Source organism: Virgibacillus byunsanensis, assembly GCF_042675965.1.
Classification (GTDB): domain Bacteria; phylum Bacillota; class Bacilli; order Bacillales; family Amphibacillaceae; genus Virgibacillus_R; species Virgibacillus_R byunsanensis.
Genome location: NZ_JBHTKJ010000065.1, coordinates 1 through 25,196, shown reverse-complemented (window position 1 = coordinate 25,196; position 25,196 = coordinate 1). Strand labels below are relative to the sequence as shown.

Here is a 25,196-nt window from a genome sequence, read left to right as displayed (position 1 = left end):
AACTAAATGGAGATTATACAATAGATTATTATTGTTCTTTCAGTAGGGTATATATTAATCGGTTTTTGCCAGTTAAAGGTGTATCGAATATAACTACACAGGAAGCTAAAGCTAAATTTAAGGACAAAGGTATTCAGGTTGTAGATGTAAGAACACCAGGTGCATACAAATCCAATCACCGTAAACCGTTTAAAAATATTCCTCTGTCGAATTTAGCAAAGCAATCTAAATAACTAGATAAAAACAAAGAAGTAGTCGTCATTTGCCAAATTGGAATGAGAAGTACGAAAGCATCAAAAATCCTGAAGAAACAATGATTTGAGCAAGTTTCAAACCAGGTGGCATGAGTGCCTGGATATAAGTGATCATCTATTAAAAAAGGAGCTGATTTATTATGTTTCATTACACGGTTGAGACAACTAAAACAATGGAAGAAGCGGTTCAATCACTTGAGGGAAGTTTAAAGGAAGAAAAGTTTGGTGTCCTCTGGCAGTTTGATATTAAAGACAAATTGCAGGAGAAAGGACTTGATTTTGATCAACCATATCTTGTGCTTGAAGTATGCAATCCCGTTGAAGCACAACGTGTGTTGTCAGAGAATTTAATGGTTGGGTATTTCCTTCCGTGCAAAATTGTTGTTTACGAAGATGAAGGAAAAACAAAAATTGGTATGCCAAGACCAACTGCATTAATTCAAATGGTAAACGATGAATCAATCAATGAATTAGCAGAGGATATTGAAAAAAGATTAATTACTTGTATGGATAAAAGTATTGAACTGTAAATAAGAGAAGAAGGACAATGGAAGCAAAATGTACAACTTTCATTGTCCTTTTCTCTATATCAAATGCATTTGGAAATGTCACTGCCTATGATTATGAATCTCGGAATGTCTGGCGTTGCGTTGACAGGATACTTATATGAGGATGATGGTTACTCTTACAATTATCAAGACAATCAATTTTGTTTTAGAACGTTTATCTATAAGGAAAAACAACTGAATACTAAAAGAGAAGGCTTATATACAAAATACACATCAATACAGAATGTGAAAACAATTGGATAAAACTAAACACAAAAAAGCAGGTGATTATATGACAGTAACAACTAAAGATTGGTGGAAAAAAAGTATTGTTTACCAAATCTATCCAAAAAGCTTCAAGGATACAAATGGGGATGAAATTGGGGATATTCAAGGTATAATTGAAAAGCTTGATTATTTAAAGACACTAGGAATAGATGTAATCTGGCTTTCTCCTATATATGATTCCCCACAAGAAGATAATGGATATGATATACGAAACTATAATACTATTTTTAAACAATATGGAACAATGGAAGACTTGGATCAACTCCTAGAAGAGATGCATAAAAGGAAAATGAAGCTTGTAATGGATTTAGTAGTGAACCACACTTCTGATGAGCATCAATGGTTTGTTGAATCGAGAAGTAGTAGAGACAATCCTTATCGTGATTATTATATTTGGCGTGATGGAAAAGAAAACGGTGATCCACCAACTAATTGGGGATCGATTTTTAGTGGATCTGCCTGGCAGTTTGACGAAGAAACTAATCAATATTACCTCCATTTATTTGCTACTAAGCAGCCGGATTTAAATTGGGAAAACCCAGACTTAAGGACGGAGATATATAATATGATGAATTTTTGGCTGGCCAAAGGAATTGATGGTTTCCGAATGGATGTTATAAATTTCATCTCTAAGGATACCAGTTTTCCTGATGGTAACATGGAGGACGGCCAACTGTACGGTGATAGTGGCCCATATTTTGTAAATGGTCCACGTATCCATGAGTTTTTAAAGGAAATGAATCGTGAGGTTATTTCCCACTACGATGTGATGACCGTTGGGGAAATGCCTGGAGCATCACCAGAAGATGCCAAAGATTATACGAATCCAGCGAATGAAGAGCTTGATATGATCTTCACATTTGAGCATATGAATTTGGATGGAGTAAACGGTGATAAATGGAATCTAAAATCACTTGAATTAGTGGAATTAAAGGAGAACTTTGAAAAATGGCAGACATCCTTATATGGAACAGGATGGAATAGTTTGTATTGGAACAATCATGACCAGCCGCGTATTGTTTCCCGTTTTGGCAATGACAAGGAGTACCGACTAAAATCGGCTAAAATGCTAGCAACATGCTTACATATGATGCAAGGCACACCCTATATTTACCAAGGTGAGGAGCTAGGGATGACGAATGTTCACTTTGACAGCCTTGATGATTATCGTGATATAGAACTTTTTAATATGTATAAGGAGAAAAAGTCTCTTGGTTGGTCACATGAACGAATTATGAGGGCTATTTATGCCAAAGGAAGGGATAATGCCCGTACACCTGTCCAGTGGGATGATTCGGAAAATGCGGGGTTCACTACTGGAACGCCATGGATAAGGGTTAACCCTAGATATACCGAAATTAATGCTAAGGAAGCATTAGCCGATCAGAATTCTATCTATTATTATTACCAACGACTCATTCAATTACGGAAAGAAAAGGATGTAATCACAACTGGTAAATTTGAATTAATTATGCGAAATGACACTGACGTTTTTGCATATAAACGAATAGGAAAAAATGAAACGTTCGTGGTTCTTTGTAATTTTTCTGATAGTGAGGTTGAATTACTGGATTATGGAATTCAATCTGTAGTTAAAGAAGCATCTATTGTGATTACCAATGACAATTCCAATAAAGAACGTAATTTATTAACACCATATCAGTGTGTTGTTTATTCTATTTAAATTAATCAGTTTATGAAAGATAAAATTGTAGTTCTTTCTAGAGAGTTAATAATGAATAGGATCTAAATTCAATAAAGAGGTTTATCAATCATTGTTGGTAAGCTTCTTATAACATCAGGTTATTTAATTTCCACTTTCAACAGCTGCATGCGATCGTTAAACAGGGATGGATAGGATAAGTATCCAAGCATAATACTTGTCACCACGGCAGTTGTTAAGAGGAGAAAGAGAATCAGTAATTGGAAAAGTACAGCTTGTACTGGATCTGCTCCTGCAATAATTTGTCCACTCATCATACCTGGGAGTTGAACAAGCCCAATCGTTTTTTGGCTTTCGATTGTTGGAATTGTGCTCGCCTGTATCGAAGTAATTAGTTGTGTGTGAATTGCCTGTTTTGGTGTTCCACCTAATGAAAGTATTAACTCTGTTTCTTCCTGACGCGATTCCAGTTCTGCTGTAAAGCGGTTTAGAAATAGAATACCAAGCACCATCGAATTGCCAATCACCATGCCACTAATTGGGATGATATATTGTGGTGTTGGTGGTGTGATAGTTAAACCAAGTAATATACTTTGTGTCAGCACTTCAACAAAGACAAAAGTTATTGCGAGTTTCCACGTAATTCCTTTAATGGTTGCTCCTTTTTTCCTGGCATTTTGTGTAGCAGCACCAACCATTAATAACACCATTAATACGATATAAATCATATTTTCGGCATCAAATACAAATTGAAGAATATACCCAACAGCCAGTAACTGGATAATAGAACGAATAGTTGCGATTAGCGTATCCCTCTCAAGTCCTAAGTTAAACGTTTTGGACAAGACAAGTGGGATGATAACAAATATAAGTGTGATGGATAAAGTTAGAAAGCTCATTCAAATTCCCCCTCTACAAATTGCTTCACTTTGTCATTCTTAGGTTCATTTAATAAACTACTATTACCTGTTTCCATGACTTCTCCGTCCATCATTACCCATGTATAGTTTCCAATGGTAAGTGCTTGCTGTAAATTATGGGTGATCCATAGAATAGTTGTATCGTATTTCTCATTGATTTTTACAATAAGTTTTTCGATATCCTGCTGAGATACACGATCCAATGAAGATGTAATTTCATCAAGTAATAAAACCTTAGGTCTGTTTACGAGTGTGCGTGCTATGGATAACTTTTGCCGTTGTCCACCTGATAAATCCTTGGCATTTCGATACAACATTTCCTTATTTAAGCCTACAATGTGTAATAATTCATTTACATCTTCTTCTGGTAACTGTTTTCCTTGTAGTTCTAATGGGAGTGCTAAATTTTTGCGTACACTACCGTTAATCATTGTTGCACTTTGTAAGGCAATCCCTACATGGCGACGTAATTCAACTGGATCATAGTCGTCAATTACTTTGCCATCTATATAAATTTCTCCAGAATCAGGTGATGTTAAGCCGTTACATAATTTGAACAACGATGTTTTTCCCGCACCAGAAGGACCGACTAAAGTGGTGATTTTTCCTTTAAAAAATGATCCTGTAATATTTTTTAGAATATGTACCTCATCATCGGAATAGTTTACATTGGTCAACTGAATAGCTACTGTGTCATTTGATACCATTTTTTCACTTCCTTACCTGGAAACTTCTTTATCTATTCTATAAGCTTTCCCCGACTTCTTCAATTCTCTCCAACATTTATAGAATAGAAAAAGGCTGTCGGGAGCGACCGACAGCCTGAGATGCTTTTTAAATTTAATATTGTTAGCCTGTGAAGACTACCTTTTTAGTAGATAAGCCAAGTTTTCTAATTGTGAAAACTTACAGCCAAGCAGCCCCTACGATAATGAGAAGGATAAATAAAACGACAATTAACGCAAAACCGCCAGCGCCATAACTAGCACCAGCAACGGGTGCGCTATAGCCATATCCACCACAATGTCCAAATGACATAAAATCCCTCCTAACATGTATTCGTTTTGTTTTTGGTCCAAATCTAACTTAAGATTCACCAACAATAATTAATACGATAAACTACACTACAATTAAGGTGAATTTGCCGCCATAGCCTGTATCCGCCCCGGCATCAGCATCACCCATACTAAAACACCCCCATATATAGTTACTATATGAACTTATGGACTTATTGATATGGATAATTCCCCATATTTTGGTTGATTTGGGCTATTTGAGTTATATTTTAATAAATGGTCATCTTAAATCTCCACTATTCTCCCGGTGTATATGACCCTTACTATAACTGGTCTCCACTCATATAATGTCATATGTTTGATGAGGATGTGGGGGTGAAAGGATGTCAGTTGGGCATTATCACGAACTGTGCCAGCGATATAAAGGTAGAGCTGTTGCAATCAGAACCGTTGATGGAAGAGTTCACAAAGGAATTATTCAGCATGTTGACCATCGTAGAGTCTATTTAAAGCCTATTGGTCATACGAGAAGTTTAGGTGGGTTTGGTTATGGGTTTTATGGCGGGTTCGGTAGGTTTGGTCTGGGGCTTGCGTTAGGTTCTATTGCTACATTGGCTTTGTTACCATTTTTCTTCTGGTAATTTTAATGGAATCATAAAAAAGACGCTAGTAACTGCACCCCAATTTATTAGACACATCTAATAATTGGAGGTGTAGTTTTCCTTTTTATAAGTTTTTTAGTTTAATTGAGCAATACGATCGGAGGATACAGGTAGTAGATCCTTACACGTTATACGTTGTTTATCTAAATATTTTTCTACCAAATAATACCCCACACAATACCCTGCCATTTTTGGATGAAAATGTAATCCATATAAGATTTCATGATGTTTACGGTCATTCTTGCTGGCTTGTCGATTTGGGCGTACCAGGCTATTCCATATTTTTTTTAATTGATCCTGTGAATAATACGATGTCCAACCAGCCGTATTTTCTTTGCCTAATCGCTCACGAACTGCATTTTCAGCTAAACCTTCTAGCATTATGGTATCCAATAACACGTAATCGTTTTCTTTTTTTTGATAATTAGCTAGGCGACAAACATGATTATATTCATGCGTGAACAACGCTCTTATTTCCATTTCTGTATTACTTTCAGACAAAAATAAAAACATTTTATCACCGAAGGCTAGTCCGGATTTTCCATTATGATCTTTAACTAGTTTATGATTATCTGGGTCAGATGGCAAAATAAACACAGGGATAGTTGGTCCATTCCACAGTTTTTGAAGTTGTCTTTTTTCTTTGACTACAATTTGCCATACTTTGTTATCCTGTAAGCTCTTTACTAGATCACTATTATTGGTGGAGGGGCGACGATACATTCCATGAATAGTTAAATAATCATAGATTTCAGAGGTTTGAACTCCATCAAAATACGATTTTATTTTTTTACAAAGTTTTAAAGGGTCATCATACGATTCTTGTAGCCACTTGTCTGTTCTTACAACACTCATTTCAGCACCCCTAACTACACATTTATGATCATTATCATATGCGTATTTTAATTAACTGTTACATTACCGGTTACAGGGACAAATACCTTCTCAAAAAGTTTACTTTTGAATAATATATATCAGAATTTAGTAAAGAGAGGTGCTAACAATGTTTCCAGAGAGAACACCGAGAGGCCCAATGCCAATACTTCCGCCTGGGCGGGGGCGACAACAAGTACAGAATCCACAACAACCAGCTAAGCAGAATCTTTTGAATCAATTTCGTGACCAAGAAGGAAATCTGGATTTAGATAAAATAACAGTTACTGCTCAACAAATGACTAAAATTTATGGGCAAGTAAGTCCTATGATCAGTCCTATGATCACAAAGTTTATGAAGAAATAGTTTAAGGCGATTGTTTATATTATCCCTTTATCTTTAAGGTAAGTAATGATTATATTGGCTGCTTTTGTAACTGGGTATTGTTCTGTATTTATCGTTAAGTCAGGATCAATTGGAGCTTGATAAGGGGAGTCAATTCCAGTAAAGTCGTGAATCTCTCCTTTTCTGGCCTTTTGATATAACCCTTTTGGGTCCCGCATTTCACAGACATCCAATGGACAATTAATAAATACTTCGATAAATTCATCTTCATCAAAGATATTTCTTACCTGGTTGCGTTCTTGTCGGTAGGGCGAAATAAATGCCGTCGCAACAATTTGACCACTGTCTACAAAAAGCTTTGCAACTTCACCTACTCTTCTAATGTTTTCTATTCGGTCTTTTGGACTGAAACCGAGCTCCTTGTTGAGTCCGTGTCTAACATTATCACCATCAAGCACATAGCTTCTTATTCCTAAATGATACAATTGAAAATCCAATTCGTTGGCAATTGTTGACTTCCCTGAACCAGAATATCCGGTAAACCAAATTGCACAACTTTTATGGTTGTTTAATTTTTGTCGATCCGTTTTCTTAATGACTGTATGATGCCATACAATATTCTGTTGAATCATGACCCGTGCCTCGTTTCTATTTGCGTTTTGGACATACCTTCCATTAGTTTGGTAGCTACTTCTGGTCTAGTAAATTGCTTTGGAGGCATTTTTCCTTCTCGTAGCATAGCTCTTACTTTTGTTCCAGAAAGGGAGACATGGAATTCTTTATCGTGTGGACATGTTTTAGAAGTACCCATGCTCTCACATTTGTTACAGTAGTAACTGTTTTCAAAACAAAGAATGTTTATGCCAACTTCTTCTTCGGAAAATTCACGAAATATCTTTTGGGCATCATAAGTACCGTAATAATCACCCACACCAGCATGATCACGGCCAACGATGAAATGAGTGCAACCATAATTTTTGCGAACTAATGCATGAAATATTGCTTCTTTGGGACCAGCATATCTCATGGCCGCTGGAAAAACAGATAAGTGAACACGATGCTTGGGATAGTAGTTTTGTAATAAAATCTGATAACATTCCATTCGTAACTCACTAGGTATATCACCAGTCTTTGTTTCCCCGACTAGTGGATGAAGGAATAGTCCATCTATGGTTTCTAATGCTGATTTTTGAATGTATTCGTGTGCTCGATGAACGGGATTGCGTGTTTGAAATCCGACTACCGTTTCCCATCCGAGCTGTTTGAATGTTTCTCTTGTCTGGGCAGGTTCTAAAAAATATTCCTCAAACTTATCCTTAATTGGATAGTTAATCATTTTAATAGGTCCACCCATGTAAGTGTCAGGGCGTTCCAATAATTTTCTAACCCCAGGATGTTTCGGATCGTTTGTTTGGTAGATTTTTTTAGCTTCTTCATTTTTATCAGGAGAGAAGATGTCTGTAACTGTCATTATCCCGTATACTGTGTAGTCATGAACTAAATTGACTGTTTCCCCAATTTTTATTGTGTTTGAAGTGTCTGAATCTACTGGAAGGGTGATTGGAATACTCCAAGGCAATCCATTGGTAAGCCTTATCGATTGTACGACGGATTGATAATTTCCTTCATCCATAAATCCTGTTAGGGGACTATATGCTCCAATTGCGAGCAACTCTAGATCACTTAAAGCGATTCGATCCAATTTCACTTGTTTATTTTTATAATCAATCTTATAATTCTGATCAACTCTATTAACTAGTAAACCCCCATGAGGTTTATTCATATTTATTACCTCCTATTTTTTGATTGCCATTTTCCTTTTATACATGTGTTGGCTTTGTTTGGGTACCCACAAACTCGCTATATACACAACAGCTATAAACAGAACCAGTACGACCACTCTGGAAACATTAAAGTCTGCGAATAGTTTTACTAAACTATAGGAAATAACAAGGGAGAAAAATGGGGATATAACCCACGTTTTCACTACTTTTGTAACGATTGCATTTTTCCAAATATCGTTTCCCTTATCAGATGCTCCAACGCCTAAAATACTACACGTCGTGACTTGGGTGTGAGGAACCGGGATTCCAAAGACTGAGGCTATCATTACGAGGGTTGCTCCGATTCCTGAGACAGCACTTCCCTGTAATAAATTTAGATTGGTTAATTTTTTACCATTCGTTTCAATTACTTTTCCACCTAAGAAAAAGGCTCCTAATGCAACAAATAATCCACCAGTAACAGTTCCTTGTTCAATTGTGATGATTCCACTAGCGACCAGTGGCCCAACTGAGTTTGCAACATTATTCATCCCTGCTGAAAATGCTTCCAAAAAACCAGTTAAAATAACTACTATCCCTAAACATTTGGACCAATTTCCTTTTAAAAGAAAAGGGTATTTTACAGTGATTTTTTTAATACCTTTATTTGTGATATATGCCAATAGAAATGCAACGAATGGTATGAGGATCCAGTACATGATAATAATGACCAGTGTATCTACAAATAATACTTGATAAGCGATGCCGACACCGACCACGGCTCCAACAGTAACTTCACTCGTAGATAAAGGGATGCCACTTAGATTGGCGATAAAAAGGGATATAGATGCAGAACTAAGGATAATGAGGGCTACATGAATGGAGATAATACTCTCGGGCACAATCTCAGAACCTATTGTTCTGACAACTTCTTCTCCACCTAATGCGGCACCGAGAAACACACCAATCCCACATATCAGTAAAGCTGTTTTTTTATGTTTTACTGCCCCAGATCCGTATGCAATTCCCATCGAAGCCGCTGCACCACTTGCTCCAATATTAATAGCAAAAAAGAAAGCAATCATACATGCGAGTAATGTTGTTATCATATAAACAGTCCCTACTTAAGCTTGGTGCAGTCCACACTCTTTTTTTTCAAAATTTGCCCATCTTCCTGATCGAAAGTTTTCCTGATTGGTAACGGGGAGTGTACACATTTCACAACCGATACTGGGATAGCTTTTATCATGTAGTTCGTTGTAGGGTAGGTTGTTTAAGGTTATATATTCCCAGACATCGTCCCACGTCCAGTGAATGAGCGGACAGATTTTCACTCGCTTAAACCTATGGTCCTTATTGACATAGTTGGTGTTTTTTCTACTCATAGACTGCTCCCGTCTTAATCCTGAAATCCAAGCATCTACATGGGAAAGTTCCTGTTCCAAGGGTTTTGTTTTTCTTATTTGACAACATAGGTTTGGATTATGCTCCCACAATTTGTCACCATATTTTTCTGTCTGCTGATTCAGTGTCAATGCTGGTTCGGTCATTTTTATATGAAGCTTTGGATATTTTTGCTTCATTCGTTCGATGAGAGAATAGGTTTCTCTAAAATGTAAGTCAGTATCTAAAAAGACTACTGTTGCAGTTGGGTTAACCTTGTAAATAAGATCGATTAAGACAATGCCTTCAGCACCAAAGCTGCAGGCGTAAACGATTTTGTCCTGATATAAGCGATAGGCCCACTTAAGGACATCCATGAAATCTTTTAATTCATTATTAAGTCGCTTATGAACGTGATCACCCCAATGATTATAGGTTAATTTTTCATCCATATTTTTCACCTACTTTATAGTTTGGTAAAAGGAGAATAGTTTTGGGCTATTGCCTTAAAGTCAATGTATTCAACTCATTCACAGATTGTTAAAGCGAAAGAGCCTATTTTTAGTTGTCTAGGAAATTATAAAATTAGGAGCCTATGGATAATTTATTTACTGCTTAAGTCACGTCCAGCTCCGACGTACAGGACGTACTAGTGCCGATGATGCCACAGGATAAGGAAAGCTTCCCTGAAAAAGTATCGCACGCAGAAAAAGTGCTTTTCTTTTTCAAGGACGTGGCGTTTTCATCGGCCAGCGCCCGTACTGCTAGTGGGCTTCCTGATCCTCCTTGATAAGTCAACATCGAATCGCTTAGGAAAGGAAGGCCGACTAAAAGCGGGCTCCCGGCCCAACGTCGGCATACCCCTATGAAGGGGCATGTTTCCTTTTAGATGAACTTGACTTTTCGCCAATAATGGCGAAAGTCAGAGTGAATCTTATACTCTGGAGTGAATCTCATACGGATTTGGAAGATCGACTAACTTCGCCGCTTTCGGCGGCAACGTCGACCCACCCGCGATGCGCGGGCGCTTCTAGATGAAAGTAATGTAATGTTGTAACAGTTATAAACTGGGCGAATATACTTTTTGTAAGTTGTTTACAGTCCTTCAAGTTAAAAACTGACCTCTTTGACGTTAGGAGTAAAAAAAATGGAGATAAAGATTGATCAAGGCAGCGATACCCCGACAGTTCGTGCAGACATCACGATTGTAATTGATGTTATTCGAGCATTTACAGTGGCTCACTATGCCTTTTTACAAGGAGCAAAGCGTATATTTCTTGCCGAAACGGTAGAACAAGCAATTTTGATCAAGAAAGCAAATCCGACATATCTTTTAGCAGGAGAAATTGATGGATTAGCGATTAAGGGGTTTGATTTAGAAAACTCTCCATATCGAATCCAGCAAACGGACCTTAGTGGGAAAACACTCGTCTTAAAAACGACGAACGGGGTAAGGGGGGCGTTAAGAAGTTTGTCCTCTGATCATATATTTGTCACGGGGCTTACGAATGCCAGAAAAACGGCTGATTTTATTCGAGAAAACATGACTAATGAAAAAGAGACGTTGGTTCAGATTATGGCAACCCATCCGAGTGGTGATGATGATCTTGCTTGTGCGGAGTATATAAAAAATAGAATAGAAGATACCAATCTTGTTTCAGAAGCTGATGTAATTGAAAGAGTAAAGAAATCTCACGTAGCTGAAAAGTTTTTTGATACTAGTAATGATGCGTTTATAGTTGAAGATATTTTTTATTGTATAAAAAGACTTCATTCAGATTTCGTTATGAAAGTGAGTAAGACTGGTGAAATTCCAATGATTGTGAGGGTCTATGTATGAAAGAAACGGAGTTAATACTGCCTGCCAGGGAGAAGAAACCCAGAGAAAATGGATTAACTATATTGATCGATAATGGTGCACCACTTCAATTATTTATGGATACAATTGATAGTTCCAGTGACTATATTGACGTAATTAAGTTTGGATGGGGGACTTCCCTGGTAACCACCTATTTGGAACGGAAATTAGAGTACCTAAAAAATAATGAAATCGACTTTTTTTTCGGAGGTACACTTTTTGAAAAATTTCTTAGTCAGGATAAAATAGAAAAGTTTTATCTGTATTGTAAAAAATATAAATGTAAGTATGTAGAAATTTCTAATGGAACACTTTCTATTTCAAATCATAGTAAAGCTAAATTTATTACCGATTTCTCACGCGAATTTACCGTTTTTAGTGAGGTAGGTAACAAAGACCCTCAAACGGCAAATATTCAGGATTCTTCTGAATGGCTGTCAAACATTTATGAGGATATCGAGGCTGGTGCAACAAAAGTAATTACCGAAGCAAGAGAGAGCGGCACGAGTGGAATGTGCTCCGAAGATGGAGATATTCGGATGGATATCTTTGATCAATTGACTAACTCTGGTATTCCTTTTGAAAGACTTATTTTTGAGGCGCCAACTAAGAAAATGCAAACCTTTTTTATTCAGCAAGTGGGACCAAACGTTAATCTTGCCAACATAGCTTTATCAGATGTCATTTCACTAGAGACGTTACGGTTAGGATTGCGATCTGATACATTTCATCAGTAATTGGATAATTTTTGAGGAGGAATAAAATGCGACAAACAAATAAAGTGTTTCATTTGGCAATTCCATGCAAGGAGTTAAATGAAACAGTAGATTTTTATGAAAAATTAGGATGCAAGCTTGCTAGAAGATATGATGACCGTGTAACGTTTGATTTTTTTGGAGATCAAGTCGTATGTCATTTAAGTCCTGACGAAGTAGATGAAGCCCCTAACATGTACCCTCGTCACTATGGTATTACGTTTTTAGAAAAGGGAGAATATGATCAAGCATTAGAATCTGCAATTCGTGATGAACTTTCATTTTTTAAAACCCCAATGGTACGGTTTGAAGGGAAAAAAGAAGAACACATGACATTTTTTCTGGTTGATCCAGCAAACAATTTACTGGAGTTTAAGTACTATCATAATCCTGACATGGTTTATTAAATGAAATGGTACCCCAAAAAACTTGGGGTACCATTTCACACTTCAACTAGTATTAGTTGACATTTTCGGAATATTTATTATATAGTATATTCAACAATGTTGAATAAAAGGAAACACGATTGAATATCTATAAAATAGGGTAAGGTATAGTAGAAGCAAATATATATTTTTAACGAACTGAAAGCGCATTCATTTTCGAGAAATCTTTTTCAGCTTTTTAATTCATTTTTTCATAACGAACAGGAGGGGAAAAAGATGGCGAGTCGACCAAAATTTGTTCAGATAAAAGAAGTTGGACCTCGTGATGGTCTGCAAAATGAGAAGAAACAAGTCACGACGGAGGATAAGATTGCATTTATTGATATGCTATCTGATTCGGGTATAAAAGAAATAGAGTATTCATCATTTGTTCATCCAAAATGGATTCCACAATTATCAGATGCTTATGAAGTCGGAAAGGGAATTAAGCGTAAGCCAAATGTCCGTTATTCCGCGCTTATCCCGAACATGAAAGGGTTGGAACTAGCTTTAGACGCGGGTATTGATGGTGCATCCATTTTCATGTCTGCAAGTGAGATGCATAATAAAAAGAACATTAATAAAACAATCTCCGAGACGTATCCTGTACTTGGGGAAGTAGTTGGTGAAGCGAAAAAAGCTGGTAAGCATGTAACTGGTTATATTTCTACCGTGTTTGATTGTCCATTTGAAGGGAAAATATTACCAGAAAAAGTAATGGAAGTTTGTGATCATTTATTTAAAGCTGGAGTTGATGATGTATCGCTGGGTGATACGATTGGGACTGCCGTTCCATCTCAGGTAGAACAATTGCTCGAGGAAATATTAAATAGGTATCCAAAAGAAAGAATCATCATGCATTACCACGATACAAGAGGAATGGCAATTGCGAACATCTTGACTTCGCTTAAATATGGAATCACTCGCTTTGACAGCTCAGTAGGAGGGCTTGGAGGCTGTCCATACGCCCCTGGTGCAGCTGGCAACGTTGCGACAAACGATGTGCTTTATCTGTTACATGGCATGGGTATTAAAACAGGTATACAGGAAGGTGACATGCAGAAAGCTGCCTTTTTCATGCAGAGCAAGTTGGGAAAGACCCTACCAAGTAAGTCAATGACTTACGCAGCAGCTCAGCAATAGTTATTATTTCCTACCCCTATTCTTGACGGATTTAACGTACTATTCTATTATAGTAAACACTTGGACTGTACGGAGGGGAAAGGGGAAGATTGTGATAGACATACAACACATTGGGCAGAAATTTAAAGAAGCCCGCTTACGCAACAAAAAAACACAGCAGCAAATAGCAGATGAATGTGGTATTTCTAAAAGCTTACTATCTAAAATTGAAAATGGCCAAACATCTTCAGCAGTGGCCACCCTTTCTAAAATATGCGAGTCATTGGATGTACCTCTTTCTTGGGTGCTGGATGGCCATCCAGAAACAGATCTGATGGTGCTAGCGAAAACGGATAGACAGTTCAAAGTTGGTGATGAGAATATGGGCTACTCATTTGAACTACTTGCAAATAGATCCCGTTTTTCCAGTATCGAACCAACCATTGTGCATGTAACACCGAAAGATACGAATCAGCGTGTCGAGCCATACACCCATTCTCAGGATGAATTCATCTATATTTTAGAAGGGTCAATCAGTCTGCTTTATGATGGTGAAAAGCGTCATATGGAGCAGGGAGACACTGCTTATTTTAAGGGCAAAAATCCCCATCTATTTGTACCGGTGGATAATAAAGGTGCCAAAGTATTAACCATTTTTATAGAAGACACGTATTAAAGTAAGATATGAAACCTGGGTCTGAAAGAATCAAAGACTCGGGATTTTTTGTGAGTAATGAATGTATAGCTTGAAAGTTATGTATATTTATTTACAGAATCAGCCACGTTCAGCTTCAGCGCCTAGACACTCGAGACATAAGCAGTTCGACTCCGTGTGGCAAAGGCATCCACACTACGCGACCTGCTTATGCTTGTCGTGTCTTTCAAGGCACTTGCGCTTTTTTTGTCTTACCTGAAACTTTATTCTTACGTGAACGTACGTAAGAGAAGAAAGAAAGCTATATATCTGATATCATAGTATAGAATAACATGAAAGAATAGTAGGGGGACAAACATGGATTTTGGTGAAAATGTATCGGAAGAACAGATAAAAAAATGGAAAAAGAGATTGAAGCCAATTGGCTTTGCAATTGGATTTATAATCCTTTTGTTAATTGTAGGATTAATTGCATCCCAATGGTTTACCGACTACATATGGATGAACTCCCTTGAATTTGGGGAAGTATTTATAACTATTTTTAGTAGTAAGATAGTGCTTGGAGTAATCGGCTTTCTACTATTTTTAGTAGTTACTTATTTCACACTTTGGTGGATCAGGCGCTCATATCTTGGTCATTTTGACGGGCATCAGCTGCCACCTATTATGTTAAGCCGTAAAAAGAGCACTGCTATAATAGCGGTTGTTGCAATCTTTGTTGGAGCTATTGGCAGCTCCGTTGTACAGGGGATTGGTTGGGAGTCTGCACTAAAACTATTAAACCATGCTTCTTTTGGTGAAACAGACCCGTATTTTAACTTGGATATTTCTTTTTACGTGTTTGTATTGCCCTTTTTAAAATTTATTGTGAACCTGTTACTGGGTTTAAGTATTTTTATTTTGCTTCTGGAGATCGGAGCTTATTCTGTATTTAATATGTACCGCTCCAGCAGATCAGCCCAGTTACATATGGGTGTAACACTCGGAATTATCGGTTTACTTTTAGCATGTACGCATCTACTTGATCCATATGATACATTGTTAACGAATCAGGTAAACATCTTTCAGGAAAGTGTGGTTCACGGTTTAAGTTATACAGATCAGCTTATCAATATTCCTAAGGCTTATGTCTTAGCTGCAGCAGCGATAATTGGAACTGTTTGGATGATTATAGCTTTGAACCGAAGAAGGGTAGAGGCAATGGCAACTCCTATTATTGCCTATGTAGCGTTGATAATTGTCGGTCAATTGGCATCTGTTGTCGTACAGAATTATATCGTATCACCTAATGAATTTTCTAAAGAAACTCCTTATTTAGAACATAACTTATCCTATACGAGAGATGCTTATGAGCTTGGTCAAATTGAGGAGAAAGATCATCCTGGTAACTATTCGTTAGATGAGGATATGGTAGAACGTAATGAGATGACAATTGATAATATACGAATTAATGATGTAAGACCATTACTGGAAGTGTACAATCAAATTCAGACATTCCGTACGTATTATGAATTTAATGATATCGATATCGACAGGTATGAAATTGATGGAAACTATGAACAAGTTTTTGTTGGTGCAAGGGAATTAAATACAAATGACCTTCCATCCCAAGCAAAAACATGGGTTAACCAAAACCTGAGATATACACATGGATATGGTATAGCTATGAGTCATGTTAATAAAGTAACTGCACAAGGACAACCGGAATATATGATGGAGGATCTTCCGCCTGAGGGAGTATTAGATATTGAACGGCCACAGATTTATTTCGGGGAAGAAAATTCTCAGAATGTAATTGTCAATAGTAAGGTAGATGAATTTGATTATCCGTCAGGTGATCAAAACGTATCATCTCGGTTTGATGCAGATACTGGTATTCCATTAGCTGGAATAAATAGGCTCCTATTTGCACTTAATGAAGGTTCCTTCCGAATGCTTATATCTGATCAGGTCTCAGGTGACAGTCAATTACTAGCTACACGAAACATTATGGATCGCGTAAATAGGATCGCACCATTTTTCGACTATGATACCGATCCGTATATATTTGTTCGTGATGATGGAAGTCTTGCCTGGATCATTGATGCCTATTTAACTGCTGAACGTTATCCTTATGCGGAACCTTATCAAGGAGACAACAGTTATGTTAGAAACTCAGTTAAAGTTGTTGTTGATGCTTACACTGGTGAAGTCGATTACTATGTTGTACAACCAGACGATCCAGTTCTGCAAACGTACCAGAATATGTTCCCGGATTTATTTACAGAAGAGGTGCCAGAGGATGTGCAAGCACACTTCCGTTACCCTGAAAATCTATTCTCGATTCAGGCAGATATGTATCGTACGTATCATATGGATAATCTAGAAGTATTCTATAATAGGGAAGATATTTGGCAGATCCCAACAGAAAAATATTTTAACGAAGATATTCAAATGGAACCTTATTATATAACGATGAAATTACCTGAAAGTGATGAGGAAGAATTTATTCTGATGACGCCGTTCACACCAAACAATCGGCAAAATATGATTTCGTGGATGGGTGTTCGTAATGACGGGGAAAACTATGGTGAGCTATTTGTCTACCGTTTTCCAAAACAGACAAATGTTTACGGCCCGCAACAGATTGAAAATAGAATCAATCAGAGCAGTGAAATTTCTGAACAACTGAACCTTTGGTCGCAAGGTGGCTCACAAGTTATACGTGGTAATCTACTGGCTATTCCAATAGAAGATACGGTTATGTATGTTGAACCGATTTATATTGAATCATCCAATACGACTTCATTGCCTGAAGTACAACGGGTGGTAATAGCTTATGAAAATTATATCGTCATGGAAAGAACGTTTGATGAAGCACTTGAAAAGATAATTGATTTAAGTGCAGGACGAATTGATGATGATTTGACAGTTCCAGATATTCCGGATGAAGAAACTGGTGAAGAAACGGAAGAACCTGAAGATCCAACCCAGCCGATTTTAAATGCAGAAGAATCTCTGCAGGAGCTTTCCGATTTATTTAGTTCTTATCAGAATGCTCTTTCTGACGGAGAATGGGAACGAGCTGGAGAAATAATGTCAGAAATTGAAAGTCGTTTAAGTGAATTAGAATAGTTTAGCAAAAAAGTGTTCCGAAATGGGATAACGGGTTCCGTTACCTATCACAAACATTAAAAGTGTAATGTAAAATGACCATCAAATTGTATGCTAATTTGATGGTCATTTTTTGTTGGTGTGATTGCTCAGGAAGAGCAGTCGCTTCTTGTGTAAACGAGGTAGATAATAGACGAACGAATTTTAAGCGGACCTCAGTGCCCTTATTCGTGTCCAAAACAGTGATTTTTAAGGCCAAGCGGACTCAGGGGATCTTATTGCATAAAAAAACAGCTATAACTCCTAGAACTGTTACAAATAAGGTCTTCTGAGTCCGGCAACAGCGATAATTATACATAATGAAAGGAAATAAGATCCAATGAGTCCTCAAAAAAGATAGGCTGTCTTATGTTCAAGCAGTGTAATTTCTATTTAATTAACGGGTGTAAGCAATTGAAAATAAATTCAAGAAAAATCTCAGTTAATGGAACTGAGATTTTTTTACTTTTAACTACAGATCCATTGCAATTAGGTATGCATTTCATAGTGTAATTTTGAGTTTTGTGATAGGGAACGGAACCCGTCGGAAATTGGAGCGTTTTTTTGATGAGAAAAAAATTTAAATTTTTTTATTTGAAATTATTTCCTCCTGCAAAAAAATAGTAATCACTTAATATAAAAATAGTAACCGTTTTCTTTATTGAGGTGTAGCAGTTAACCATTTGACCAATTTTCTGACTATATACAATACAGCTACTACAAACATTTCCACTTTGTAAAATAGTCTAAAATAACGGTATAGACAAGTTATATTTAAGGTGTTATATTATTGAGAATTATTTGAAGGGGAGGGATTGTCATGCTAAGTAATCCACTTATAGCTACAGTATTAATTTTTGCATTAATCGCACTAGGAGAATGGCTATCCATCATATCCAGGGCTAGAATTCCAATGCTTCTTACAGCAATGGTAGGTTTTCTGGTTATGGTTTGGACAGGTATTTATCCAGAAGACATTTTAGACAGATCTACGTTTGCAGCATTAGGAGCAGTTCTTGTCGGTCCAGCAATCGTACACATGGGTACAATGATTCCCTTCTCCATGCTTAAAACTCAATGGAAAGCGGCATTGATTGCATTAGGCGGTATTGCCGTATCAGGTATTTTAATTTTGGGTATTATTCCAAAGATCTTTGATTATGCAACAGCAGTTGCCGGAGTAGGCCCAATTAGCGGTGGAATTATTGCATTACTTATTACTTCCGAAAAATTAACGGAAATTGGTATGTCCAGTATTATTGTGATTCCTGCTTTAATTGTTGCTTTTCAAGGCGTAATGGGGATGCCGTTAGCTTTAAATTTCATGAGAAGATATGCATTTAAAATGCAGAAAGAAATGGATGATAATACATTTGTCCCAATGGCTAGTCCAAGTGAGGGTGAAGTGAAGGATGAAAATCACAAAGCCAGTCCACTAAGAGCTAGTATGACTTTGAAATTATTTTATGTATTTGTAGGAGCTTCTATTGGAACAGCGCTTGGTGATGTAACACCAATTGATTTCAGTATATGGTGCTTACTAATTGGTATTATCGGTCTGAGATTAGGTCTGTTTGAGTCTCGCTCACTAGAGAGAGCTAATTCATTTACTATTATCATGATTGCTATTATATTTGTAGTAATAGGAACGATGGCTGATGTAACACCTCAGGATGTAGTAAGTAATTTGCCTAGTATTCTATTCATTTTAATTCTTGGAACATTTGGCATTACATTAGGTGGGTATATCGTATCCAGGTTACTCAAGTGGCATCCATTTAAAGGAATGCCTGTAGCTTTAACAGCTCTGTTCGGCTTTCCGGGGGATTATATCCTTTGTGAGGAAGTTAGCAGAAGTGTAGCCAGAAATGAAGAAGAAGAGAAAAAAATATTCAACGAGTTGTTGGCACCTATGTTAATAGGAGGTTTTACTACTGTTACAGTAGCTTCTGTTGTAGTTGCCGGAATATTAATTCAAACGTTGTAAAGGGAGGAACTCAAAGTGGCAAAAAAGATCGTGAAAAATGGTTTATTGGTTGATGGTAATGGGGGTGAACCGGAAAAAGGTTCTATTGTTGTTGTCGATGGTAGTCGTATCGTTTATGTGGGTGCTGAAAATGATTACCTAGCAACTGGAGAAGAGTCAGTAGTAGATGCACAAGGTGGTACGATTCTTCCAGGTATTATTGATACGCACGTTCATATGATGATGGAATTTTCACCAGTTTCTCAGCGATTGGAAACACCATTTTCATTCAAGTATTACCAGGCAGCTAAGTATCTAGAGAACACACTGCATGCAGGTATTACATCGGTACGGGATGCACTTGGTACAGATTTGGGTGTGAAAAAAGCAATAAAAGAAGGCTTGATTTCTGGGCCTAGATTGCAATTGAGTATTAATGCATTAACCATTACAGGAGGCCATGGTGATGGCTATACGGTTTCTGGTAATACTGTCGACCTATTGGATTCGGACTATCCGGGAATGCCTAGTGGTAAATGTGATGGTGTAGCAGAAGTACGTAAAAAGACACGTGAAATGCTGCGTGCTGGTGCTGAAGTTATTAAAGTTCATGCTACGGGTGGGGTGTTAAGTGCTACTGACCATCCTGAATTTACTCAATTTTCACCGGATGAACTAAAAGCAATTGTGGAAGAAGGCCAATTCAGAAAAGGCGTTAAGGTGATGGCCCACGCCCAAGGTGCTGAAGGAATTAAAAATGCGGTGAGAGCAGGTATACATTCTATTGAACATGGTATCTTTTTGGATGATGAGACAATTGAATTAATGATTGAAAATGGTACCTATTTAGTACCTACTTTACTTGCACCGGTTGCTGTATTGGAAACAGCAGATGAAAAAGGAATGCCCGATTCTGCGGTAGAAAAATCAAAAGAAGTTATTGAACAACATAGAGAAAGCTTCACAAAAGCTTATAAAGCTGGTGTCAAAATTGCGATGGGAACCGATGCGGGTGTTATGAAACATGGTACCAATCTTAGAGAGCTTGGATTAATGGCAGATGGTGGCATGACTCCAATGGAAACGATTGTAGCTTCCACTAAAACGGCAGCTGAATGTTTAGGCTGGGAAGATAAAGTAGGAACGCTAGAACAAGGCAAGCTTGCAGACCTGATTATCGTAAAAGGTAATCCACTAGAGGATATATACTCGCTTGCAGACAATGATACCATTCAGGTTGTTGTCAAAAATGGTAAAGTAGAAAAGAATACCCTTGTTTAAGATATTATTTAGTTAATTAATACTTAAGGCTGTTTTCGTAAAAATTGTTGCTTATGAGAGAATAGATATATTATGCGACGTATCGGCCAGGTTGATTTCCGCTGCGAGCCCGCAGAAAGCGTAGTATTTCTCCGCAACGGTAGCAGAGCACTGATCGTGTTTTCAAGTTACATCGCATTATGTATCAACTATGAAGATAAAAAAAGCAATAATGCAAGCGAAAACAGTCATACTTAAATATGTTGAAAAAGTGCTCTATCATAACGGAGCACTTTTCTTATTTTTGATCATGCTTTATGCCCACCAATTTTTTTGCTTCGTTCTAATGTGATTCCTGCATCTGTATAACTACTAGCTCGTAAAATGGCGTTTGATCCATATTTGTTACGGATGGCATCCATTACATAACCGATGTCGTTTTTCTTTGATCGATCCTCAAATAAATCTAATTGTGTTTCTCCTTTTTCAAATAAATTATCCAAGGTGACATATACACGTCTGATATCACTTTCTCCATCATAGAATTTTTGAAATAGCTGCATACATACCTCATGCATATCCATTGTTACATTGGTGGGAATGGCAATTGACTTGGAACGTGAGAATCCGCCTCCTGTTTCCTGAGAGTAACCGATCCCGAGATGAATGGTTTTGCCAGTCATGTTTGCGCCGCGAGCACGGCGGCATACTTCTTCACAGAGATCAAGAATACAAATAGCGACTTCCTCTTTGGAATAGTCACGTAACAAAGATATTCCATGACCAAATCCCTTTTGTTCTGTTTTAGTGAAGTCACCGAAAACAGGACTTAAATCAATTCCCCATGCGTGCCAATACAATTGCTCACCCATAATGCCAAATCGTTTTTTTAGATGATCTAGTTTAAATCTGGCAATTTGCCCGAGTGTGATGATTCCCATTCGATTAAGATTATGTTTCATTCTGCTACCAATACCCCAAATAACTTCGACAGGAAATGGCCAAAGCTTTTCCTCAACATCCTCATAATGGCATTCCACAATTCCACTATCTGCTTTTTTTGCATGCAAATCCATGACTACTTTTGCGAGAAATTTATTATCACCAATTCCTATAGCGCTCGTAATCCCAAAACTGTCCAGGATGTCTTGCTGGATTTTCCTAGCTACCTGCCAGCGGTCTCCAAAAAGCTTTTCCAATCCATTTACGGTTACCCAGACTTCATCGACAGAATATGGATGAATGGCTTCTTTTGGTACGTACTGATTGATTAGCTTTGTGATTTCAACAGAAACATGAAGATAGTCAGCCATGTGTGCTGAAACGATATGGATTTTCGGGTCATTTGGCAATTCGAAAAAACGACTAACATTGCTGATACCATGTTTTTGTTTTAAGGCTGGGGATGCAGCTAAAACAATGCTGCCTGACCGATTTGGATCTCCTACGACTGCTAATAACGTTTTCATCGGATCCAATCCTAATTTAACGGCTTCCACACTTGCATAGAAAGAACGCATATCAATACAAAGCACATCGTTACGGGGATAAGCTGAATAGTCCATCAAAATTCACCACCAAAATAGAACGTATGTTCCTATTATATGTAGATATATGTAAATTATCAATGGAAATTAATTGTAATGTAATTAAGCATGATTAGGACAAGGGTCGAATAAGCATTAGGAGGGAGAGTTGTCCAAACTAAAAAACAGCGAAGATTTACTGGTCCGAATAAGGGGGATTCCATGAAACAATTTATAACTAAAGGTGGACTAGTGCTAGTAGGAGGAGCATTTCAAGGGTTTGGAATGGGGTTGTTTCTGTTTCCACAGTCAATTCCATCCGGAGGTGCAGGGGGGATAGCGATATTAATTAATCACGGCTTTCACATTAGTATGGGACTCTCTCTTTGGATTGTAAATTTTACCATGTTGATGCTAGCGGTAAAATATATTGGTAAGCGATTTACGTTATGGACGATTATGGGCATTACAGTGACTTCTTTATCCGTTACATTTTTCGCAAGCATCTTTTCCATCCCGTATAGAAATCTTCTATTTGATTTGGTTGTTGGTTCTGTTTTCCTTGGGACAGGGATTGGAATTCTAATGCGTCAGGGGGTATCTAATGGTGGCGTTGGTGTTATTGCTTTTATAATTTCACATGGAAGAAATATTTTACCTGGCAAACCATTGTTCATCATTAATTGCTTTATTTTTCTTACAACAGCAGCAATCATAAGCTGGGAAATCTTCTTTTTTGCTCTCGTAAGTCAATGGATTTCCACGACTGTAGTTGATATTATATGCCGTATTGATAGTTATCAGCCTTACACACTAGGTTGGCGTAAAAAAACATAAATCCTTTATATATATTTATAACGAACAGCGGTTTTTTTATTTTCTTTACCATCTTTTCCTTTTACACGGATTAAGAGTAAAACCAAGAGACCAACAAGCAGGGTAAATGCAGCGATAGATAAAAACATTCCATTCCGTGACCAATCCATTAAGCGAGAGAAGATAGGTGGCCCAACTGCAACACCGAGAAATCGGACAGAACCATATAAAGATGTAACAAATCCTCTTCGCTCCTTTCCAACTGCTCCTGTTATGATACTGTTTACACAAGGTAATATGAGACCTGCACCAACGCTACTAATCGCAAGCACGATAAGAAAAGGAATGAGTTTTTCAAAAAAAACGAGTGTGCCATAGGAAATAGTCATGAGCACAAATCCGATGACGACAATTCGTTTCATTCGTTCTAGATTCTTTCCTATTTTACTTCCGGTCAAATAGGAGGTTGTTACCATAACAAGTAAAGGAATGGCTAAAATAACTCCTTTTAATACTCCCTTAATATCATGCTTTACTTCGAGCATATCTGATAAAAAGAAAAGAATGCCAAAAAGTGTGAATAAACATGTCCCTCCAGCAAGATACGTAGTAAAAAGCCATCTTCCTTCATGCTTAAAAACACCTAACAAGCCACGGACATATTTACGGAAGGGGGGAGGGGCTTGACGATTGCTTTTTTCTTTAATGAAGATCCAGACTAATAGAAGTGAAACAAGACAAATTACTGGGAAAGCAAGAAAAACAGAATACCAAACGATTACCCCTAAAATGGCGCCCAATATGGGTGATATAACTTTACCTAACCCGTTTGATGCTTCAAATATACCAAGGACCCGACTTTGTTCGCCTCCTTTAAATAAATCCCCAGTTAGTGCCATGGCAATAGGGGCAGTCCCCGCTGCACCAATGCCTTGTATCGCTCTTCCTATTAGAATCCATACATACGAATTGGAAAACATGGCAGCAGCAAGTCCTGCAAGCAGACCGCCTAGTCCAAACAAAATAAGTGATGGAATAATAATGATCTTTCTTGAAAACCGATCAGAAAGGTATCCAACGATGGGAATGAAAATAGCTCCTGCTATCGAGAAAACAGTAATAGTTAGACTTACTTGCATTTGAGATAACTTTAATGCAGATTTCATCGCAGGAAAGATCGGAATCAGCATGGAATTTCCTAGTGTCATGATGAGCGGAATGGAACCTATTGCGGCTATTGTCATACTCTTTTTATTTGCTGGCACTTTCTCAACTCCCGAAATATATAATAACTATTTTATGTTGATTGGCGGAGATACAATCCAGCCTTTATCTTTTGTGATTGTTAGAAGTTTAGCTTCATACTCCGCTTTTTGAATATGGAATTCGCCAAACAAAGTTCCGATATCTTTCCGAATCGAAATTCCCATTATATAGCTACACAAAATTCGTCCTGTCATTAATTCCTTTTGAACCAGTCCAGCAATTTCCGGGTCGTTAAACCGAGCTCCAGCGGGGATGTCCTGTAGTTCTACATTTGGTCGATCAGGAGGTGCAGGTGGGAGGCGGATACCGGTTTCCTTTAAAATAGTTTCCACCTGTTGTTCTTCTTGGGTAAATGTATTTTCTAAGAGATCTTCCAAGAATGCTTTTAAATCATGATCACCTGTATGATTAGTTAAGACCTGTAAAGTTACTAACGTTGCTTTCACGCTGTATAAGTAAGACCAGAGATGGAAAACCTCTCCAGAATGAAACGGTTCTTCTTGTTGTTTACCATCTAAAATGCCCAAAAAAAATAACCCCCTTTTTTCCGTATAGTTTCCCAAGGAAGTCAAAAAATATGCCATTCATAAAAAGAATAGACTGTTTCCTGAAGATTGTTGTTTTTGTCACAATAGATATATAATGCGAAGTAACTTGAGATGATGGTTGGTGCTGTTATTCGCTCTGGAAATACACTTC

Annotated in this window: 25 protein-coding genes and 1 pseudogene; 15 read left to right on the top strand and 11 right to left on the bottom strand. The window is 37.5% G+C overall.

The genetic code is table 11. The annotated features are described in order from the left end of the window. Nucleotides 1–20 precede the first annotated feature (20 nt). From ACFQ3N_RS17750 to ACFQ3N_RS17735, 4 genes and pseudogenes are all read left to right on the top strand, one after another. Nucleotides 21–317, top strand: a pseudogene (locus ACFQ3N_RS17750) (rhodanese-like domain-containing protein). Between the two features lie 77 nt (nucleotides 318–394). Further along, nucleotides 395–784 (top strand): DUF302 domain-containing protein, encoded by a 390-nt coding sequence (locus ACFQ3N_RS17745; RefSeq protein ID WP_390364096.1) that lies wholly within the window; start codon nucleotides 395–397, stop codon nucleotides 782–784. Between the two features lie 63 nt (nucleotides 785–847). Further along, a complete protein-coding gene (locus ACFQ3N_RS17740; protein WP_390364094.1) occupies nucleotides 848–1,066 on the top strand; it encodes a DUF5110 domain-containing protein in 219 nt (72 codons plus the stop codon). 28 nt (nucleotides 1,067–1,094) lie between these two features. Further along, a complete protein-coding gene (locus ACFQ3N_RS17735) occupies nucleotides 1,095–2,774 on the top strand; it encodes a glycoside hydrolase family 13 protein (RefSeq protein ID WP_390364092.1) in 1,680 nt (559 codons plus the stop codon). Nucleotides 2,775–2,893: 119 nt separating this feature from the next. Here the strand turns inward: ACFQ3N_RS17735 and ACFQ3N_RS17730 are convergent, their stop codons facing one another. The 3 genes from ACFQ3N_RS17730 to ACFQ3N_RS17720 all read right to left on the bottom strand — a co-directional run bounded on the left by ACFQ3N_RS17730 (nucleotide 2,894) and on the right by ACFQ3N_RS17720 (nucleotide 4,711). Beyond that, nucleotides 2,894–3,652 (bottom strand): ABC transporter permease, encoded by a 759-nt coding sequence (locus ACFQ3N_RS17730; protein ID WP_390364090.1) that lies wholly within the window; start codon nucleotides 3,650–3,652, stop codon nucleotides 2,894–2,896. Beyond that, nucleotides 3,649–4,380: an ABC transporter ATP-binding protein gene (locus tag ACFQ3N_RS17725; protein ID WP_390364088.1), complete on the bottom strand. Its 732-nt coding sequence runs from the start codon at nucleotides 4,378–4,380 to the stop codon at nucleotides 3,649–3,651. The genes ACFQ3N_RS17730 and ACFQ3N_RS17725 overlap by 4 nt, the downstream gene beginning before the upstream one ends. A gap of 199 nt (nucleotides 4,381–4,579) precedes the next feature. Further along, nucleotides 4,580–4,711 (bottom strand): YjcZ family sporulation protein, encoded by a 132-nt coding sequence (locus ACFQ3N_RS17720; RefSeq protein ID WP_390364086.1) that lies wholly within the window; start codon nucleotides 4,709–4,711, stop codon nucleotides 4,580–4,582. 361 nt (nucleotides 4,712–5,072) lie between these two features. Here ACFQ3N_RS17720 and ACFQ3N_RS17715 point away from each other — a divergent pair, with 361 nt between their 5' ends. Then, nucleotides 5,073–5,330, top strand: coding sequence for a hypothetical protein (locus ACFQ3N_RS17715; RefSeq protein ID WP_390364084.1), 258 nt, complete (start codon nucleotides 5,073–5,075; stop codon nucleotides 5,328–5,330). Between the two features lie 96 nt (nucleotides 5,331–5,426). On the opposite strand, the gene ACFQ3N_RS17710 is transcribed toward ACFQ3N_RS17715, so the two are convergent. Then, nucleotides 5,427–6,206, bottom strand: a complete 780-nt coding sequence (locus ACFQ3N_RS17710) for a DUF2268 domain-containing protein (protein ID WP_390364082.1) — start codon at nucleotides 6,204–6,206, stop codon at nucleotides 5,427–5,429. Nucleotides 6,207–6,354: 148 nt separating this feature from the next. On the opposite strand from ACFQ3N_RS17710, the gene ACFQ3N_RS17705 reads away from it, so the two are divergent. Continuing rightward, the gene (locus ACFQ3N_RS17705; RefSeq protein ID WP_390364080.1) at nucleotides 6,355–6,591 is read left to right on the top strand and encodes a YppG family protein; all 237 of its coding nucleotides are present in this window, start codon (nucleotides 6,355–6,357) and stop codon (nucleotides 6,589–6,591) included. A 14-nt stretch (nucleotides 6,592–6,605) separates the two neighbouring features. On the opposite strand, the gene cysC is transcribed toward ACFQ3N_RS17705, so the two are convergent. From cysC to ACFQ3N_RS17685, 4 genes are read right to left on the bottom strand one after another with little or no spacing between them, the layout of a single operon-like run. Further along, a complete protein-coding gene (gene cysC, locus ACFQ3N_RS17700) occupies nucleotides 6,606–7,202 on the bottom strand; it encodes an adenylyl-sulfate kinase (RefSeq protein WP_390364078.1) in 597 nt (198 codons plus the stop codon). After that, nucleotides 7,199–8,359 carry a sulfate adenylyltransferase gene (gene sat, locus ACFQ3N_RS17695; RefSeq protein ID WP_390364200.1) on the bottom strand — a complete coding sequence of 387 codons (1,161 nt, stop codon included), beginning with the start codon at nucleotides 8,357–8,359 and terminating at the stop codon, nucleotides 7,199–7,201. Before sat ends, cysC begins: the two co-directional genes overlap by 4 nt. 6 nt (nucleotides 8,360–8,365) lie before the next feature. Further along, entirely contained in the window at nucleotides 8,366–9,442 is a 1,077-nt protein-coding gene (locus ACFQ3N_RS17690; RefSeq protein WP_390364076.1) for an inorganic phosphate transporter, read from the bottom strand. A gap of 15 nt (nucleotides 9,443–9,457) precedes the next feature. Further along, nucleotides 9,458–10,168, bottom strand: coding sequence for a phosphoadenylyl-sulfate reductase (locus ACFQ3N_RS17685; protein WP_390364074.1), 711 nt, complete (start codon nucleotides 10,166–10,168; stop codon nucleotides 9,458–9,460). Between the two features lie 695 nt (nucleotides 10,169–10,863). Between ACFQ3N_RS17685 and ACFQ3N_RS17680 the strand changes: the two genes are divergently transcribed. The 8 genes from ACFQ3N_RS17680 (at nucleotide 10,864) to ACFQ3N_RS17645 (ending at nucleotide 20,910) form a co-directional block, all read left to right on the top strand. After that, the gene (locus ACFQ3N_RS17680) at nucleotides 10,864–11,556 is read left to right on the top strand and encodes a 2-phosphosulfolactate phosphatase (RefSeq protein ID WP_390364072.1); all 693 of its coding nucleotides are present in this window, start codon (nucleotides 10,864–10,866) and stop codon (nucleotides 11,554–11,556) included. Then, nucleotides 11,553–12,311, top strand: coding sequence for a phosphosulfolactate synthase (locus ACFQ3N_RS17675; protein ID WP_390364070.1), 759 nt, complete (start codon nucleotides 11,553–11,555; stop codon nucleotides 12,309–12,311). Before ACFQ3N_RS17680 ends, ACFQ3N_RS17675 begins: the two co-directional genes overlap by 4 nt. 26 nt (nucleotides 12,312–12,337) lie before the next feature. Continuing rightward, nucleotides 12,338–12,736: a VOC family protein gene (locus tag ACFQ3N_RS17670; RefSeq protein WP_390364068.1), complete on the top strand. Its 399-nt coding sequence runs from the start codon at nucleotides 12,338–12,340 to the stop codon at nucleotides 12,734–12,736. 255 nt (nucleotides 12,737–12,991) lie between these two features. After that, nucleotides 12,992–13,897: a hydroxymethylglutaryl-CoA lyase gene (locus ACFQ3N_RS17665; RefSeq protein WP_390364066.1), complete on the top strand. Its 906-nt coding sequence runs from the start codon at nucleotides 12,992–12,994 to the stop codon at nucleotides 13,895–13,897. Nucleotides 13,898–13,988: 91 nt separating this feature from the next. Then, nucleotides 13,989–14,552, top strand: coding sequence for a helix-turn-helix domain-containing protein (locus tag ACFQ3N_RS17660; RefSeq protein ID WP_390364064.1), 564 nt, complete (start codon nucleotides 13,989–13,991; stop codon nucleotides 14,550–14,552). Between the two features lie 336 nt (nucleotides 14,553–14,888). After that, on the top strand, nucleotides 14,889–17,645 hold the full coding sequence (locus ACFQ3N_RS17655; RefSeq protein ID WP_390364062.1) for a UPF0182 family membrane protein: 2,757 nt from the start codon (nucleotides 14,889–14,891) through the stop codon (nucleotides 17,643–17,645). A gap of 838 nt (nucleotides 17,646–18,483) precedes the next feature. Next, nucleotides 18,484–19,650, top strand: coding sequence for a hypothetical protein (locus ACFQ3N_RS17650; protein WP_390364060.1), 1,167 nt, complete (start codon nucleotides 18,484–18,486; stop codon nucleotides 19,648–19,650). A 15-nt stretch (nucleotides 19,651–19,665) separates the two neighbouring features. Further along, nucleotides 19,666–20,910, top strand: a complete 1,245-nt coding sequence (locus tag ACFQ3N_RS17645; RefSeq protein ID WP_390364058.1) for a metal-dependent hydrolase family protein — start codon at nucleotides 19,666–19,668, stop codon at nucleotides 20,908–20,910. A 287-nt stretch (nucleotides 20,911–21,197) separates the two neighbouring features. On the opposite strand, the gene ACFQ3N_RS17640 is transcribed toward ACFQ3N_RS17645, so the two are convergent. After that, nucleotides 21,198–22,454 (bottom strand): DNA polymerase IV, encoded by a 1,257-nt coding sequence (locus ACFQ3N_RS17640; protein WP_390364056.1) that lies wholly within the window; start codon nucleotides 22,452–22,454, stop codon nucleotides 21,198–21,200. A 183-nt stretch (nucleotides 22,455–22,637) separates the two neighbouring features. Between ACFQ3N_RS17640 and ACFQ3N_RS17635 the strand changes: the two genes are divergently transcribed. Next, a complete protein-coding gene (locus tag ACFQ3N_RS17635) occupies nucleotides 22,638–23,252 on the top strand; it encodes a YitT family protein (protein ID WP_390364054.1) in 615 nt (204 codons plus the stop codon). 5 nt (nucleotides 23,253–23,257) lie between these two features. Here ACFQ3N_RS17635 and ACFQ3N_RS17630 read toward each other — a convergent pair whose 3' ends face one another. Further along, nucleotides 23,258–24,475 (bottom strand): MFS transporter, encoded by a 1,218-nt coding sequence (locus ACFQ3N_RS17630; RefSeq protein WP_390364198.1) that lies wholly within the window; start codon nucleotides 24,473–24,475, stop codon nucleotides 23,258–23,260. A 48-nt stretch (nucleotides 24,476–24,523) separates the two neighbouring features. After that, entirely contained in the window at nucleotides 24,524–25,024 is a 501-nt protein-coding gene (locus ACFQ3N_RS17625) for a DUF3231 family protein (protein WP_390364052.1), read from the bottom strand. Nucleotides 25,025–25,196: the final 172 nt, after the last annotated feature.

Coding starts and splice junctions, on each gene's coding strand:
- ACFQ3N_RS17745 (WP_390364096.1), top strand. CDS start 395: ATGTTTCATTACACGGTTGAGACAACTAAAACAATGGAAGAAGCGGTT.
- ACFQ3N_RS17680 (WP_390364072.1), top strand. CDS start 10,864: ATGGAGATAAAGATTGATCAAGGCAGCGATACCCCGACAGTTCGTGCA.
- ACFQ3N_RS17725 (WP_390364088.1), bottom strand. CDS start 4,380: ATGGTATCAAATGACACAGTAGCTATTCAGTTGACCAATGTAAACTAT.
- ACFQ3N_RS17740 (WP_390364094.1), top strand. CDS start 848: ATGCATTTGGAAATGTCACTGCCTATGATTATGAATCTCGGAATGTCT.
- ACFQ3N_RS17685 (WP_390364074.1), bottom strand. CDS start 10,168: ATGGATGAAAAATTAACCTATAATCATTGGGGTGATCACGTTCATAAG.
- ACFQ3N_RS17670 (WP_390364068.1), top strand. CDS start 12,338: ATGCGACAAACAAATAAAGTGTTTCATTTGGCAATTCCATGCAAGGAG.
- ACFQ3N_RS17730 (WP_390364090.1), bottom strand. CDS start 3,652: ATGAGCTTTCTAACTTTATCCATCACACTTATATTTGTTATCATCCCA.
- ACFQ3N_RS17690 (WP_390364076.1), bottom strand. CDS start 9,442: ATGATAACAACATTACTCGCATGTATGATTGCTTTCTTTTTTGCTATT.
- ACFQ3N_RS17735 (WP_390364092.1), top strand. CDS start 1,095: ATGACAGTAACAACTAAAGATTGGTGGAAAAAAAGTATTGTTTACCAA.
- ACFQ3N_RS17640 (WP_390364056.1), bottom strand. CDS start 22,454: ATGGACTATTCAGCTTATCCCCGTAACGATGTGCTTTGTATTGATATG.
- ACFQ3N_RS17655 (WP_390364062.1), top strand. CDS start 14,889: ATGGATTTTGGTGAAAATGTATCGGAAGAACAGATAAAAAAATGGAAA.
- cysC (WP_390364078.1), bottom strand. CDS start 7,202: ATGATTCAACAGAATATTGTATGGCATCATACAGTCATTAAGAAAACG.
- ACFQ3N_RS17675 (WP_390364070.1), top strand. CDS start 11,553: ATGAAAGAAACGGAGTTAATACTGCCTGCCAGGGAGAAGAAACCCAGA.
- ACFQ3N_RS17710 (WP_390364082.1), bottom strand. CDS start 6,206: ATGAGTGTTGTAAGAACAGACAAGTGGCTACAAGAATCGTATGATGAC.
- ACFQ3N_RS17650 (WP_390364060.1), top strand. CDS start 18,484: ATGCTAAGTAATCCACTTATAGCTACAGTATTAATTTTTGCATTAATC.
- ACFQ3N_RS17705 (WP_390364080.1), top strand. CDS start 6,355: ATGTTTCCAGAGAGAACACCGAGAGGCCCAATGCCAATACTTCCGCCT.
- ACFQ3N_RS17635 (WP_390364054.1), top strand. CDS start 22,638: ATGAAACAATTTATAACTAAAGGTGGACTAGTGCTAGTAGGAGGAGCA.
- ACFQ3N_RS17720 (WP_390364086.1), bottom strand. CDS start 4,711: ATGTCATTTGGACATTGTGGTGGATATGGCTATAGCGCACCCGTTGCT.
- ACFQ3N_RS17630 (WP_390364198.1), bottom strand. CDS start 24,475: ATGACAATAGCCGCAATAGGTTCCATTCCGCTCATCATGACACTAGGA.
- ACFQ3N_RS17665 (WP_390364066.1), top strand. CDS start 12,992: ATGGCGAGTCGACCAAAATTTGTTCAGATAAAAGAAGTTGGACCTCGT.
- ACFQ3N_RS17715 (WP_390364084.1), top strand. CDS start 5,073: ATGTCAGTTGGGCATTATCACGAACTGTGCCAGCGATATAAAGGTAGA.